Source organism: bacterium (assembly GCA_035529855.1).
In the GTDB taxonomy this organism is placed as follows: Bacteria; RBG-13-66-14; B26-G2; order WVWN01; family WVWN01; genus WVWN01.
In genome coordinates, this window is the sequence record DATKVX010000007.1 from 19,640 (window position 1) to 33,623 (window position 13,984).

The following is a 13,984-nucleotide window of genomic DNA, read 5'->3' on the forward strand; positions in this document are numbered from 1 at the left end:
CTTGGCCTACATAGGCTATAAAAGCTGGTGGTAATGGCAACGGCCCCCGCGAGGGGCTTCAATTTTACGGGAGTTTGCGCGTGAATCCCAAATTTAAGGATTGGGTAGTGAAAAACCGTTGGCCGTTAGCGTTGGCGGCCGCGACGTTGGCGACGCGAGCCGTGTACCTGGCGACCGTGGTACAGGACCCGTTCTTCGGCTACCTCCGTCATATACCCGACGCATTTTTCTTCAACAACTGGGCGCAGGCGATAGCGTCGGGGGATTGGCTTGGCGGGGAGGAGGTATTCTTCATCGGGCCGCTGTACGCGTACTTTTTGGGGATAATCTACCGACTCATCGGGCCGCACTTGACGGTGGTGCGTTTCGTGCATATCGGGTTGGAGGTGGGGTCGGCGCTGTTCATCTACGGGTTCGCGCGGCGGGCGCTGGGGGAGAGGGCGGCGAAGGTGGCGGGGGCGATATGGGCGCTGTACCTTCCGGCGATATTTTTCAGCTCGTTCGTGCTGCCGGTGTCGCTGGACGTATTTTTGATAACGGGCTCGTTTTATCTGTTGGCGCGCGGGGTGGAGGGTCGGTGGGGGAATTTCGCGGGGGCGGGGGCGCTGCTGGGTTTGGCGATTTTGGACCGTACGAACCTGCTGGTCTTCGTCGCGGCGGCGGTACCGCTTTTCTTAATCTACGTAAAGCGGTTGGGGTGGCGACGAATCGGGGCCTACTTCGCGCCGATAGCGGTAATAGTGTTGGTGGTGACGCTGCGGAACGGCGTGGTGGGCGGCGATTTCGTTCCGATCTCGTCGCAGGGAGGGCTTAACTTCTACCTCGGCAACTCGCCCGGCGCCACCGGCGTATATTGGAACCTGGGCGAGGTGTATCAAGGCAGGCCCGCCGAGCTAAATAAGGACCTCGCTACCCTCCTGGCGGAGGAGTACGGGGGCGGCGAGATGAAACCCTCCGAGGTTTCACGGTGGTGGTTATCGGAAGGCTTGACGTGGCTCCGGCGCTACCCGGCGGACGCGGCGAGGTTGTACTGGCGCAAATTACGATTTCTCTTTAACGATTACGAAGTAAGCCTGAACGTCGACTTCTATTTTATGAAGTTCATTTCGCCGTTGCACCGCGTACAGGTTCCTTGGTTCGGGTTCGTGTTGCCGTTCGGGGTTATCGGCTTAGCGGTGGGGTGGCGCGGGTCGGGTTTCGCTCGGACCGCGGGTGCGCTCTTCGTAATAACGTACGCGTTATCGGTTCTGGTTTTCTTCATTTCGGCGCGCTACCGGTTGCCGATGGTCCCTATGCTCATAACTTTCGCCGGCGCCGGCCTTGTGCGGTGGTACGACCTTTGGCGGCGTTGGCGGTGGCGGCCTGCCGCGGCGTTGACGGCGGCCGCGGTTGCGTTGGGCGCTTTAGTGATGTGGCCTCCGCCCGATATTAGGCGGGATAATGCTTTCGGCCAGACCTATTATCGTTACGGTAAATATTATTTCGACGAGGGCGAGTGTGAGATGGCGGTGTCGTACTTGAAAAAGGCTACCGAGCTTACGCCGGAAATGTACCAGGGCTTCATAATGCTCGGCGTCACGTACGAACGCTTGGGCCAGCTCGACACGGCCGTTGAGACTTTTTGGCGCGGGACGGTGGTCGCCCCCCATAACGCGCAGATGCACTACAACTTGGCGATCACTCTGATTCACGGTGGCGGTCTCGAGCAGGCGTTGCCGTCGCTGCACCGCGCGGTCGAGCTCGAGCCGGGGTACGCCGAGGCCTGGACGCAGTTGGGCGAAGTATATATCGGCTTGCGTGATTTCCGGCGGGCCGAACTGGCGTACCGCCGCGTCGTGGAATTGTTGCCGGGCGACGCGGCCGTCTTACATAGGCATGCGGAGCTGGAATTGCAAATAGGGCGGGTTGGGGAGGCGCTGAAGTACGCGCAGGCGGCGATGGAAGCGAATCCTAACCTGCCGGGCCCGGGCCTAATCATCGGACGGGTTTATTACAACAACGGCGACTACCTGGGCGCGCTGAAGTATTTCGAGAGAGAGGTCGAGCTCCAGCCGACGTCGCCGGAGGTCTTCGGCTTTTTGGCGGCGTCGTACGGCAAGGTGGGGGAGATCGAGCGGGCGCGCGCGGCCTATCGGAATTATTTATCCCTGGGCGGCGCCCGCGACCCGGCCTTTGAACGCGACGCCGGCGTGTCTTTCGAGTAGGGTAAGGGTATAAATTTTAAGCCGCGGCCTTGCTAGCCGCGGCTTTTTTCGAGGGCTTTTTCGAAAGCGCCCCGCAGCCGCCGTCGCGTTTCGACCGGGTCCTCGATAACGATTTTCGTACCGGAAAGGATGTCCACGACGCCCAGTTCCCGCGGGTACCGCGGGACGATGTGGAGGTGGAGGTGGGCGATGGAAGCCCCCGCGGCCGCGCCGACGTTGTAGCCGACGTTGAAGCCGCCGGGGTCGTATTCGCCCGAGATAACGTCGAGGGCCAAGTTCTGCAGCCGCGCGAGGTGGGCGTGCTCTTCGGCGTCGAGCTCCCGCGGGTCTTCCACGTGGCGGGATGGGAAAATCATCAGGTGGCCCGGGTTATAAGGGTAGAGGTTGAGCGTAATTATGAAACCGTTATCGCGCGCGAGCTCCAGGTTCGCGACGTCGCCCTCGCCCCGGGCGACGTCGCACAGGATGCACCGGCCCGAGGGGCGGCGGCCCCTTTTTTGGACGTATTCCGTTTTACCGGGGACGAAGAGGTTGGGCCGGTTCTCCACCGTTATTGTTTGAAGCCTTCGGGCCCGCCGGGTTCGGGTCGCTGAGGGATCTTAATTTCGCCGAACTGGTCCTCGAAGCGCGAGACGTTCTCGGTGAGCGTGAGGAGGAATTGTTTGGCGTGCAGCGGCGTCGTAATTATGCGGCTTATAATTTTAAAGCCGGCCCGCCCGGGTACGGCGCGGCCGAAGTCGAAGACGAATTCGGCCGGCGAAAAAACTATCTGGGCTACGTTGGCGTAGGTGCCGTCCGCCACCTCGTCGGCGATTTCGGGTTCGATTAACGGGCGTTCCGGTTCCGCTTTTTTCTTCTTTTCGTCGGCCATAGTCCCTCCGGTGGGCGAGTACGCCGCGGCTCGAGCGGAGCGTTTTCCCGGATGCCGTTTCTACGAGCTGCGGGCGTTACGCCCTAGTTCGGCGCGGTATTGATGGGTGGGGGTTGAAATTCGAAACCTCGGCGTACGGTTAGCTTTGCTCGGCGCCGGTGAGTGTTTTTACGATTTCGAGGGAGAGTTGGTCGGTGTCGGCGCCGACGTCTATGGCTACCGTGTCGCCCGGGTTGATGTCCTCGCGGAGCAACTTTTCGACCAACGGGTCTTCCACGTATTTCTGTATCGTGCGGCGGAGAGGCCTGGCGCCGAAAGTCGGGTCGTAACCTTTCTCCATCAGGAACTCGTTGGCGTCTTCGGTGAAGTAGAGCTCGAGCATGTGTTCCTCGAGCCGCGTTTTAAGCTCGTTGATCATGAGGGTTACGATGGCGCGCAAGTGCGTCTTTTCGAGCGGGTGGAAGACGATAACCTCGTCGACCCGGTTCAGGAATTCCGGGTTGAAGAGTTTTTTAACTTCGGTCATTACGGTCTTCTTGATTTCCCCGTACGTCGCCTCGCCGGGGGCGGCGCCGAACCCTATGCCCCCGCCGTCCTTGATTTGGCGAGCGCCGAGGTTCGACGTCATAATGATGACCGTATTACGGAAATCGACCGTGCGGCCGATGTTGTCCGTCAAGCGGCCGTCTTCCATAACTTGCAGAAGCACGTTGAATACGTCGGGGTGGGCTTTCTCGATCTCGTCGAGTAAAATGACGGAATAGGGTTTACGGCGGACGCGTTCGGTTAATTGGCCCCCCTCCTCGTAGCCGACGTAACCCGGCGGCGCGCCGACGAGCCGCGAAACGGTATGCTTCTCCATATACTCCGACATATCGACGCGGATAATCGCGTCCTCGTCCTCGAACAGGAATTCGGCCAGCGCTTTGGCGAGCTCGGTCTTGCCGACGCCCGTCGGGCCGAGGAAGATGAAGGAGCCGATAGGCCGCTTGAGGTCTTTGACGCCCAGCCGACTGCGCCTTATGGCTCGCGTTACGACGCCGATGGCCTCGTCTTGGCCCACGACGCGTTTGTGGAGGTCGTCCTCCATCCTCAGCAGCTTTTCGAACTCCTCCTGCTCGAGCCGGTCGACGGGTATTCCGGTGGTCTTGGATACGATGTAGGAGACGTCGTCCACGGTGAGGACGTTCTCTTCCTGTTCGGTAAGGGCGCGCCACCGCTCCTTGGCCTCTTCCACCTTCAGGCGGTATTCGCGCTCGCGGTCGCGGTAGCGGGCGGCGGTCTCGAACTCCTGGCGCTCGATGGCCGCTTCCTTTTCGGTACGCATCTCGGCCATCTTGGCCTCCAGGTTGCGGATGTCGGGCGGCAGCGTCGAATGGCGCAGCCGTACCATCGCACAGCCCTCGTCGATGACGTCGATGGCCTTATCGGGGAGGTAGCGGTCCGAGATGTACCTGTCGGCCAGCCGCGCCGCGGCGACGACGGCGTCGTCGGTTACCTTGACGTGGTGGTGTTCCTCGTACCGGTCCCGTAGCCCATGGATGATTTCGATGGTCTCCTCGACCGACGGGGCGTCCACCATTATGGTCTGGAACCGCCGCTCGAGCGCGCCGTCTTTTTCGATGTGCTTGCGGTATTCGGAGAGGGTGGTGGCGCCGATGCACTGGAGCTCGCCGCGCGCCAAAGCGGGTTTGAGCATGTTGGAGGCGTCGATGGCTCCCTCCGCGGCGCCGGCGCCGACGATGGTGTGGAGCTCGTCGATGAAGATGATGATGCCCTCGTTTTTGCGTATCTCCTCGACGACCATCCGCATCCGTTCCTCGAACTGACCGCGGTATTTGGTCCCCGCTACGACCGCGGCCAGGTCGAGGGTTAGCAGGCGCTTCCCGGTCAGTGCTTCCGGGACGTTGTTCTCGACGATGCGTTGGGCGAGCCCTTCCACGATGGCCGTCTTGCCTACCCCCGGTTCGCCGATAAGTGCGGGGTTGTTCTTCTTGCGGCGGCTTAAGATTTGGATGACGCGTTCGATTTCGTCTTCCCGTCCGATCACGGGGTCGAGCTCGCCGTCGCGGGCGAGTGCGGTGAGGTCCCGGCCGAACTCGTCGAGCACGGCCGTCTTCGATTTGCGGCGGCGCGCCCGCGTCGTCTTCTCGCCGGTACCCAGGCTCGAGATGACCTCGAGGCGAAGGTCGTCCGGGTCGACGTTGAGGTGGGTAAGGACCTTGACCGCGACGCTTTCGCCTTCCCGTATTATTCCCAGCAGAAGGTGTTCGGTACCCACGTAATTGTGATTGAGCAAGCCCGATTCTTCGACGGCGTGGCCGATGACGGATTTGGAGCGCGCCGTAAACGGGATGTCGCCCACGGTCCGCATGCCGCCGCCGGGCGCTACGAGTTTTTCGACCTGGCGCCGGATCATCTCCAGCGAAAGGCCGAACTTCCGCAGGACCGCCGCGGCGCCGCCGTCGCCTTCGCGAATAAGGCCCAGGAGGATGTGCTCCGTGCCGACCGCGTCGTGGTGGAGGCGCGTCGCCTCTTCTCGCGCGATGAGGATTACTTTTCTAGCTCGGGCGGTGAATTTATCTAACATCTTCGTATAGGGTCAAAGGGGAGGGTTTCGGTTCGGTTTTCATTTTTACTTTTTACGACTTATTATACCACTTTTCGAAAACCGCCGCAAGGTTCAAGGAATTCCGGCGTCGTATAAGACGCCGCCTTCCAACGACAGCGTCCGCGCGCATCGGCGGGCCAACGCGCGGTTGTGGGTGACGATTACGAAGGTTTGTCCCAGCCGCGCGTTGAGGTCAAAGAGAAGGTCGTGCAGGCTCTCCGCGGTTCGTTCGTCGAGGTTGCCGGAAGGTTCGTCGGCCAGGACCACGGCCGGCTCCGCGGCGAGTGCCCGGGCAACGGCTACCCGTTGCCGTTCGCCGCCCGATAGCTTGGCGGGGCGGTGCGTTTCGCGTTTGCGGGCGCCCACCGCCTCGAGGTACGTACGCGCGCGCCGCTCCGCTTCCGCCGCATCCACCCGGCCTATCAGCAGCGGCATCATTACGTTCTCGAGCGCGGTGAACTCCGGCAATAAATGGTGGAACTGGAAGACGTACCCCACGCGGCGGTTGCGGAAATGGGCGCGCCGGGCGTCTTTCAGGCCGAAGATGTCGGTCCCGTCCACGAGCACCTGTCCGTCCGTAGGTTTGTCGAGGCCGCCGAGCAAGTTGAGCAACGTCGTTTTGCCGGCGCCCGATTCGCCCACGACGGCCACCGTTTCGCCGGCGGCCACGCCCAGGTCCAGCCCCACCAGGATTTTTAAGGTCTGGTCGCCGTTCCGGTAATATTTATGGAGCCCTCGCGCTTCGACGACGTTATTCATGTTGGATCGCTTCTACCGGCTCGAGCCGCGCCGCGCGCCAGGCCGGGTATATCGTCGCGGCTACGCTTATCGCCAGCGCCACGACGCAGATTAATAAAATATCCAGGGGTTGGACGACGACGGGCAGCGTCCGCAGCGCGTATACTTCCGCCGGCAACTCGATGAATTGGTACTTTAGGAGAACACGGCAGAGCCCCAAGCCCGCGGCCAGGCCGAGCGCCGTCCCCACCGTTCCAATAATGAGCCCGTTGAGTACGAAGATGCGCACGACGGCGCCGTTAGTCGCACCCATAGCCTTCATAATGCCGATTTCGCCCGTCTTCTCGATGACGAGCATGATGAGCGTGGAGAGGATATTGAACGCCGCGACCAATATAATAAGTGTGAGGATGACGAACATGGTGTGCTTTTCCAGCGCCAACATGGTCCAGAGCTGTTCGTGGGTAACGGTCCAGTCGCGGGCGAAGTAGGGCAGGCCGACGGCCTCGTTGATGCGGGCCGAGACGGCGGGCGCGTCGAAGACGTCGTCGACCCGGACCTCCAAGCCGTTGACCTTGCGGGGGATGGCGAGGAATTCCTGGGCCGTCTCGAGGTCTATATAGGCCAAGGAAGAATCGAACTCGTACATGCCGACGTCGAAGATGCCGACAACGCGGAAGTTTTTCATCTTGGGCGGGACCGGCGCGAGCGGGTTCCAGATGACCTGGGGCGAGATGAGCGTGACGGTGTCGTTGAGGTCGACGCCCAGGTTGCGGGCGAGCTCGACGCCGAGGACGATGCCGTCGTCGGGCGGGACGTATCCGCCCAACTTGGGCTCGAGATGGGACTTCTTCGCGACGTCGAAGTCCATCGTTCCCTCCACGATTTTATCCTCGATGGTGGAGATATCGCGGTGGCTCGCCATGTCGACGCCGCGGATGACGGCGCCGATGGAGTCGTGCTTCGACGAGAGGATTCCCTCGACGAAGACGAACGGGGCCACGGCCTCGACCCCTTCCACTCGCTCGACTTCGGTCGCCACCGTCGGGTAGTCGGTGATGCCTTCGCGGCCTACGTGGAGGACCGTGATGTGCGCCGTGGTTCCGAGGATCTTCTCGCGCAAGTTGATCTCGAAGCCGTTCATCACGCTGATGACGACGACGAGCGCCATAACGCCCACCGCCACGCCGCCGACGGATATGAGCGTTATGACGGAGAGGAAGGCGTCCTTCCCCTTGGCGGTGAGGTAGCGCCGCGCGACGAAGAGCTCGAACGATTTTTTCATTTACTTAAACAAAGCTTTCACGCGCCCGAGTGACGTCGGCGCGATTGCGGGCTCGACGCGCTTGAAGTACTGGACGCGGTTGTTGCCGGTATCCGCTACGTACGCGCGCGTACCGGCGGGCGAGATGGCGACGCCGTCGGGGAAGTTGAATTCGCCGTCGCCGGTCCCCTTACTGCCCCATTTGCCGAGGAAGCTGCCGGAGGCCGTAAAATACTGGACCTGGTGCCACGAGTAGTCGGTAACGTAGATGCGGTAATCGGGGCCGGCCGCTATGGCCGAGGGGTACTCGAATTGCCCCCAGCCGAAACCTTTCGTGCCCCATTTACCGCGGAAGACGCCCTCGGCGTCGAAGTACTGCACCCGGTTGTTGAGCCGGTCCGCGATGTAGACGTTGCCGTGGGGCGCGACCGCGATGCTAATGGGTTGGTCGAATTGGCCGTCGGCGGCGCCTTTAGTACCCCAGGAGCCCAGGAAGCTGCCGGCTCGAGTGAAGTACTGCACGCGATTGTTATAGGTATCCGCCACGTAGACGTTGCCGCCGCGGTTCACCGCGACGCCGTGCGGTTTATCGAAGAAACGCGGTAAGATGCCGAACTCGCCCCACTGGCCCAGGTACGCGCCGTTCGGTTTGAAGTATTGGACCCGGTTATTGTCGAAGTCGGCTACGTAGACGTTGCCGTTGAGGGCGACCGCCACGTCCGAGGGGTAAACGAATTGGCCTTTGCCGGAACCGCGCGAGCCCCACCGGCCGAGGAAACTGCCGGCGGCGGTGAAGTACTGGATGCGGTGGTTGAACTCGTCGGCGACGTAGACGTTGCCGTTGGGCGCGACGGCTATCCCCGTCGGCGCGTTGAATTCTCCCGCGGCGGTTCCCGGTGAGCCCCACTGACCGGCGTATTTAAACTCGGCCGGGGCGGCCGCGGCCATAGCAATTGAGAGAATGATTAGCGTCGGTACTCGTTTCATTTCTCGTCCTTTGTTCAGCTGTGGCTGCCGGCCCGACGTGAAAGGCGTTCTGAGCCGGAGGCGTGGTGAGAGGTTACCGTGGTACCCGGTACGCTGTTTATTTAAATAGGCATTTTACGCGCCCCAACGACGTCGGCTCGACCGCGGGTTGGAGGTCTTTGAAATACTGGACGCGGTTGTTGTTGGTATCCGCAACGTAGACTCGTACGGTCGACGTATCGCCGCGGCTCCACCGCGTAGCGGCGACGCCCCACGCGTAATTGAGCCGGCCGTCGCCGGTTCCGAATGAACCCCACTTGCCGAGGAAACTGCCGGCCGGCGCGAAGTATTGGACGCGGTGGTTGTAGCAATCCAGGATGTACACGTTCCCGCCCGGGCCGAAGGCGACGCCGCACGGCGTGTCGAATTGGCCGTCGCCGCTTCCCCGCGTGCCCCAGGACGCTACGAAGCTTCCGGCGGGGGAAAAACGCTGCACGCGGTGATTCCCGGCGTCCGCTACGTAAACGGTGCCGTTTTCGCCTACTGCTATTCCCCGGGGCTCGTCGAATTGGCCCGGGCCGTTGCCCGGCGCGCCCCAGCTGCCGACGAAGCTCCCCGCCGGCGAGAAGTACTGGACGCGGCAGTTGCCGGCGTCGACGACGTATACGTTGCCGTTAGGCGCCGTGGCCACCCCGAGCGGTTTGTTGAATTCGCCCTCGCCGGTACCGCGTTCGCCCCAGGAGCCCTGGAAACTCCCCGCGTTGGTGAAACGTTGGACCCGGTGGTTCAGCGAATCGCCGACGTATACGCCGTTCGCGGACACGGCGACCCCGGAGGGAAAGCGAAACTTGCCCGCGCCGGTACCGTACGCCCCCCATTTCCCCCGGTAACTCCCGGTCGCCGTGAAGTACTGGACGCGATGGTTGTGGCGGTCGGTAACGAAAACGCGGCCGCCGGGGGCGACGGCCACGTCCCACGGGTGGTCGAACTGGCCTTCACCGGACCCTTGCGCACCCCACTTTCCTTCGTACGCGAACTCGGCGAACGCCGCCGCGGTGGCCAGAAGTAAGGCCGCTGTCGTGACTATCTTTTTCATACTCGAACCTCCCCGGTTAAATGGCGGGGCCGTCGTACGGTTTCGTTCAAGAGCGCCCCCGCCGCCCTTCTCCGGAAGGAAAGGCGAAAGGTAAAAATCATTCGAAAAGCGCTTTGACGCGCCCGAGCGAGCACGGCTCGACGCCGTATGCCACGCGCCGGAAGAATTGGACGCGGTCGTTATCCGTATCGGCGACGTAGACGCGTTTGCCGTCGTTAAACGTCGCGACGCCCCGAGGTTCGTTGAATTCTCCGCCGCCCCTTCCGAGCGAACCCCACGTCCCCAGGAAGCTGCCGCTCGTCGTAAAATGCTGGACGCGGTGGTTGAAATCCTCCGTCACGAATACCCGCTCGTCGCCCGAGACCGCTATGGCTTTCGGGTAGAAGAATTGGCCTTCGCCGTAGCCGAGCGAACCCCATTTGCCCAGGAACGTACCGAACGCGGTGAAATATTGGACCCGGGCGTTGGCGGCATCGACCACGTACGCGCGGCCGTCCGGCGCGAGGGCGACGTCGGTGGGGAAGTCGAATTGGCCGTCGCCTTTGCCGCTGCGGCCCCACTTCCCGAGGTAACCGCCGTTGGGGGTGAACCGTTGTACGCGGTCGTTCTCGGCGTCGGTGACGAAGACGTTCCCGCCGCGCGCGACCGCGACGCCGAGGGGCGTATCGAAATCCCCCGCCCTTGACCCCGGCCGGCCCCACCGGCCGAGGTAGCTGCCGGCCGCGGTGAAGTATTGGACGCGGTCGTTATCCGTATCGGCGACGTATACCGCTCCGTTCGGCGCCACGGCCAGGCCGTACGGCCCGTCGAATTGCCCGGGCCCGTTTCCCGGCGTCCCCCACTTCCCGAGGTAACTGCCGCCGGCCGTGAAGTATTGGATACAATCGTTGCGCCGGTCGGATACGTAAACGTTCCCGTTCGGCGCCACCGCGACGCCGGAGACCTCCGTGAACGCGCCGTGGCCCGTACCCAACCGGCCCCATTGCCCTTCGTATACGTACGTCGCCGCCGCGGCCGTGGGCAGCGCCGACGCGAGCGCCGTCGCGATATAATAAATGTGTTTCATAACCTCGTGTCGTTGACCTTTAGAACTGGCCGATTAATCCGCGGTCCATAGCGGCGCGGTCGAGCCACCGGAACGCAAGGTACCCCGCGCCGAAGAAAGCTAACGCCCCCGCGACCAGCGGCACGACGTTCGCGGGTTGGGTCACGTACGAAAAGCCTTTGCCGTCGAGTAGGACGGCGCGTAATAACCGTACCGACTGTGTATAGGGGAACCACCGCAGCGCGGTTTCCGCGGCCGGGTGGTAGGAGCCCAACGCCGCGAACGAGAGTACGATCAATATAAATTGAACTAACACGATCAGATTGCCTATGCGTTTGAACACGAGCGCGAAGCCGGCGACCGTGAGGCCGACGCCGGCGAGGAAAACGTAACAAAAAAAGAATATGAATAGTACGCTCAGCACGTCTACGGTCAACCTGAAGCGGCAAATCAGCGCGCATGTTATGGAGATCACAGCGTAGTGAAACAGGCCGGTCGTGCTTACCGCTAATATTTTCGCGACGATGGTCGGGCCGTGCCCCGCGGGGGTGAGGAACTCGCGCTCGATATAACCCTTAGTCGCGGCCTCCTTTATTTCCCAAGCCGCCTGTTGCACGGTGAGCACGTAGAACGTCCAGAATATGTAGCCCACGTAGACCGACGCCATCGTACTGCCCATAACGAGGCCGGCGGGGACGAAGGCGTAAACGCCCAGGAATATGCCGACTAAAGGTAGCGTTACGATGAGGTACAGCGACGCCAGGTCGAACGGGTAACGCAACAGCGTAATAAATTCCGCGGTGAAGTGGGCGCGCGCGAGGTGAAGCCAATATTTCACCGTGACTGCTTCCCTTCGCCCTCGACTATCGAGAGGAACACCCGCTCGAGGTCGGGTTGGTGGCGGGCGACCTCCAATATATCACATTCCTCGCTTCGCAGCTTCGCCAGGATTTCGTATAAACGGTCCTTCTTGTCCGTATGGAGGCGGAGGGTTAAATCACGTTTATGGTCGCCGGCGGGTATAATTTCGACGTCGCCGTCGCCGAAGTCGACGGTTCCGGGCGCCGTTTCCGGCCAACGAAGGTGGATGGTGTATTGGTGATAACGGAAAAGTTCCAGGAGTTCTTCCGTCGGCTTAAACGTAACCAACCGCCCTTCGGTGACGATGGCGACGCGGTCCGCGACCTTTTGCGCGACCGCCATCTCGTGAGTGGTCAGCAACACCGCGCGACCCTCCCGGGCCATCTCGCGGATGATGGTTTGGAGTTCCTGCGACGTTTGGACGTCCAGCCCCAGCGTCGGCTCGTCGAGTAGGACGAGCTCAGCCCGCGTAAGGAACGCGATGGCGACCGATAGGATCTGTTTCTGGCCCTTTGAAAGGTTCCGTACTTGCTCGTCGGCTTTCCCTGCTAGGTGAAACCGCTCTAGAGCCGCCGGCGTCTCTTCCTTGACGCGCCGCCGGTCGCACCCGGCTATGGTGGTGAAAAAGGTTACGTTTTCTTTCACCGTTAGCCGAAAGCGGAGGTTGCGGTCCCCCTCGAGCACCACCGCCATGCGCGCCAGCGCCCGCCGGCGCTCGCGCGCGAGCGAATATGGGCCTATGAATATTTCGCCCGCGGTCGGGTTCAACAAACCGCAGATGGCCTTTATCGCCGTCGTCTTGCCGGCGCCGTTAGGTCCGAGAAGCCCCACGACCTCGCCGTCCCGCACGTCGAGGTCGAGATTTTTAATCGCCTCCACCGCCGGCCGCCGGAACGCCTTCGGGTACGTCTTCTTAAGGCCTACGAGTTTTAAGCCGAGTCCGTCCGTCATGATTGCTTCTTCTTCTTGTATTTATACGAGGCCCATATCCAGGCGGCGAGGAGTATAAGGCCCGCCAGAAAAAGGGCGTAGTCTTCGTAGTAGCGCCACTGCACCGCGGGGCCGAGGCCGCCCACGACGGACCACAGGAACGGTATGAACGTGAAGCGCCAGCGCGGCTTGCGGTCGAAGGTAAAGAGCAGCATCCCGCACGTGAATATCGCTATCGGCGTCGCGCAGCCGAAGAGCGCGAGCTCGGGCCAACCGTGTTTGAATATCAGCGCCGTTACCGGGTAACCCACCAGCGACCAGCCGGCGACGGTCGCGCCGACGTGGCCTAACTTCGGGTGGCCGTAAGGCCGGAATTCGATTTTGGGCCAAAAGATTTCGACGGCGAAGAAAACCGCCTGCAGTAGGAACAGCGCCCCCCAGGCGTAGCCGGCGGAATTAATCCGCGTGTAAAACATTATCATATAAAAGATGCCGAGCCACGCCCAAAGGACCGCCAGCGTACCTTTGGCCGCGACGTCGGCCCACTTGCCGGGGCGCGCGAAGACGAGGAACGCGGCGCCGACCGCGAGCAGGTAGAAGATGACGTGCGCCGGGAAGACGGCGCGGTTGAACTCGGCAAGGAACGAAATAAATGCCTCCGCGGTTACCATGAAGTAGCTCCTCCAGCGGTTTCAGATTCTCGTGCGGGCAACGTTCGGCACAGGGCGGCTACGAAACAAAGTACGGCCACGGCCGCGACGCCGGCCGGGATCAATTCCTCGTAAAAGCGCCAGGCCTGCGCGACGCAGACGCCGGCGATTAGCGCCCAGGCCGCCGGGATTACGAAAAACAGCGGCCTCGGCTTATGGAGCGTGAACGTGAGTAGGGCCAACGTGAACGCCGCGGTGGGCGCCGGCGCCGTGCCGACGAGCCGCAGCGCGGGCCAACCGCGGCCCGACCAGCTCGAGACAATAGGGTGTAAGACCCCGGCGGCGGCGAGCAGGCCGCACCCTATTAGTAGGGTGGGGGCGCTTTTAAAGGGTCGAAATTCCAACGTTCCGAAGAAAGCGTCCATAAAGAAAAAAGTACCCTGCAGTATAAAGGCGAAGGCGAAGAGGTAAGCGACGTGGAACTCGGGCGCGAAGCGCCCCCAAAAGAAGATAACGCCGGTCCAGAGCCAAAGCAAGTTGAGCAAGATTTTGACTATTAAGTCGCTGAAGGCGCCGGGTTTGACCAATACGAACGCGACCGCGGCCAAAGCGACGGCGGCGCCGAAGGCCGCCGCGGGCCAGTACGCGCGGTTATATACGCCGACGAGCCCTAAGACGAGCTCGCGGGTGGGGATTTCTATCTCTTCTACGGCGGCGGTGTACGTTGGCATAGGCCTGTTGCGAGACG

Annotated in this window: 13 protein-coding genes; 1 reads left to right on the forward strand and 12 read right to left on the reverse strand. The window is 61.9% G+C overall.

Going from position 1 to position 13,984, the window contains the following annotated elements; genetic code table 11:
• Window positions 1–80 precede the first annotated feature (80 nt).
• Window positions 81–2,204, forward strand: coding sequence for a tetratricopeptide repeat protein (locus VMX79_00660; protein HUV85606.1), 2,124 nt, complete (start codon window positions 81–83; stop codon window positions 2,202–2,204).
• 32 nt (window positions 2,205–2,236) lie between these two features.
• On the opposite strand, the gene VMX79_00665 is transcribed toward VMX79_00660, so the two are convergent.
• The 12 genes from VMX79_00665 to VMX79_00720 all read right to left on the reverse strand — a co-directional run bounded on the left by VMX79_00665 (window position 2,237) and on the right by VMX79_00720 (window position 13,967).
• Window positions 2,237–2,752 (reverse strand): HIT domain-containing protein, encoded by a 516-nt coding sequence (locus tag VMX79_00665; GenBank protein ID HUV85607.1) that lies wholly within the window; start codon window positions 2,750–2,752, stop codon window positions 2,237–2,239.
• A gap of 2 nt (window positions 2,753–2,754) precedes the next feature.
• Window positions 2,755–3,075 (reverse strand): DUF3467 domain-containing protein, encoded by a 321-nt coding sequence (locus VMX79_00670; GenBank protein ID HUV85608.1) that lies wholly within the window; start codon window positions 3,073–3,075, stop codon window positions 2,755–2,757.
• A gap of 139 nt (window positions 3,076–3,214) precedes the next feature.
• Entirely contained in the window at window positions 3,215–5,665 is a 2,451-nt protein-coding gene (locus VMX79_00675; protein ID HUV85609.1) for an ATP-dependent Clp protease ATP-binding subunit, read from the reverse strand.
• 93 nt (window positions 5,666–5,758) lie between these two features.
• On the reverse strand, window positions 5,759–6,445 hold the full coding sequence (locus VMX79_00680; protein ID HUV85610.1) for an ABC transporter ATP-binding protein: 687 nt from the start codon (window positions 6,443–6,445) through the stop codon (window positions 5,759–5,761).
• The gene (locus tag VMX79_00685) at window positions 6,438–7,709 is read right to left on the reverse strand and encodes a lipoprotein-releasing ABC transporter permease subunit (GenBank protein HUV85611.1); all 1,272 of its coding nucleotides are present in this window, start codon (window positions 7,707–7,709) and stop codon (window positions 6,438–6,440) included. Before VMX79_00685 ends, VMX79_00680 begins: the two co-directional genes overlap by 8 nt.
• Complete coding sequence (locus VMX79_00690) at window positions 7,710–8,675, reverse strand: 6-bladed beta-propeller (protein ID HUV85612.1); 966 nt, start codon at window positions 8,673–8,675, stop codon at window positions 7,710–7,712.
• 97 nt (window positions 8,676–8,772) lie between these two features.
• On the reverse strand, window positions 8,773–9,750 hold the full coding sequence (locus tag VMX79_00695; protein HUV85613.1) for a 6-bladed beta-propeller: 978 nt from the start codon (window positions 9,748–9,750) through the stop codon (window positions 8,773–8,775).
• A 97-nt stretch (window positions 9,751–9,847) separates the two neighbouring features.
• A complete protein-coding gene (locus VMX79_00700) occupies window positions 9,848–10,816 on the reverse strand; it encodes a 6-bladed beta-propeller (protein ID HUV85614.1) in 969 nt (322 codons plus the stop codon).
• Window positions 10,817–10,835: 19 nt separating this feature from the next.
• Window positions 10,836–11,633 carry an ABC transporter permease gene (locus VMX79_00705; GenBank protein HUV85615.1) on the reverse strand — a complete coding sequence of 266 codons (798 nt, stop codon included), beginning with the start codon at window positions 11,631–11,633 and terminating at the stop codon, window positions 10,836–10,838.
• Window positions 11,630–12,607 (reverse strand): ABC transporter ATP-binding protein, encoded by a 978-nt coding sequence (locus VMX79_00710; protein ID HUV85616.1) that lies wholly within the window; start codon window positions 12,605–12,607, stop codon window positions 11,630–11,632. The genes VMX79_00705 and VMX79_00710 overlap by 4 nt, the downstream gene beginning before the upstream one ends.
• Window positions 12,604–13,257, reverse strand: a complete 654-nt coding sequence (locus tag VMX79_00715) for a DUF6064 family protein (GenBank protein HUV85617.1) — start codon at window positions 13,255–13,257, stop codon at window positions 12,604–12,606. The genes VMX79_00710 and VMX79_00715 overlap by 4 nt, the downstream gene beginning before the upstream one ends.
• A complete protein-coding gene (locus VMX79_00720) occupies window positions 13,251–13,967 on the reverse strand; it encodes a DUF6064 family protein (protein ID HUV85618.1) in 717 nt (238 codons plus the stop codon). The genes VMX79_00715 and VMX79_00720 overlap by 7 nt, the downstream gene beginning before the upstream one ends.
• Between the last annotated feature and the right edge of the window lie 17 nt (window positions 13,968–13,984).

What these genes read in the sequence shown, in the direction of transcription:
- VMX79_00670 (HUV85608.1), bottom strand. Translation starts at nt 3,075, where the DNA reads ATGGCCGACGAAAAGAAGAAAAAAGCGGAACCGGAACGCCCGTTAATC.
- VMX79_00675 (HUV85609.1), bottom strand. Translation starts at nt 5,665, where the DNA reads ATGTTAGATAAATTCACCGCCCGAGCTAGAAAAGTAATCCTCATCGCG.
- VMX79_00680 (HUV85610.1), bottom strand. Translation starts at nt 6,445, where the DNA reads ATGAATAACGTCGTCGAAGCGCGAGGGCTCCATAAATATTACCGGAAC.
- VMX79_00685 (HUV85611.1), bottom strand. Translation starts at nt 7,709, where the DNA reads ATGAAAAAATCGTTCGAGCTCTTCGTCGCGCGGCGCTACCTCACCGCC.
- VMX79_00690 (HUV85612.1), bottom strand. Translation starts at nt 8,675, where the DNA reads ATGAAACGAGTACCGACGCTAATCATTCTCTCAATTGCTATGGCCGCG.
- VMX79_00695 (HUV85613.1), bottom strand. Translation starts at nt 9,750, where the DNA reads ATGAAAAAGATAGTCACGACAGCGGCCTTACTTCTGGCCACCGCGGCG.
- VMX79_00700 (HUV85614.1), bottom strand. Translation starts at nt 10,816, where the DNA reads ATGAAACACATTTATTATATCGCGACGGCGCTCGCGTCGGCGCTGCCC.
- VMX79_00710 (HUV85616.1), bottom strand. Translation starts at nt 12,607, where the DNA reads ATGACGGACGGACTCGGCTTAAAACTCGTAGGCCTTAAGAAGACGTAC.
- VMX79_00715 (HUV85617.1), bottom strand. Translation starts at nt 13,257, where the DNA reads ATGGTAACCGCGGAGGCATTTATTTCGTTCCTTGCCGAGTTCAACCGC.
- VMX79_00720 (HUV85618.1), bottom strand. Translation starts at nt 13,967, where the DNA reads ATGCCAACGTACACCGCCGCCGTAGAAGAGATAGAAATCCCCACCCGC.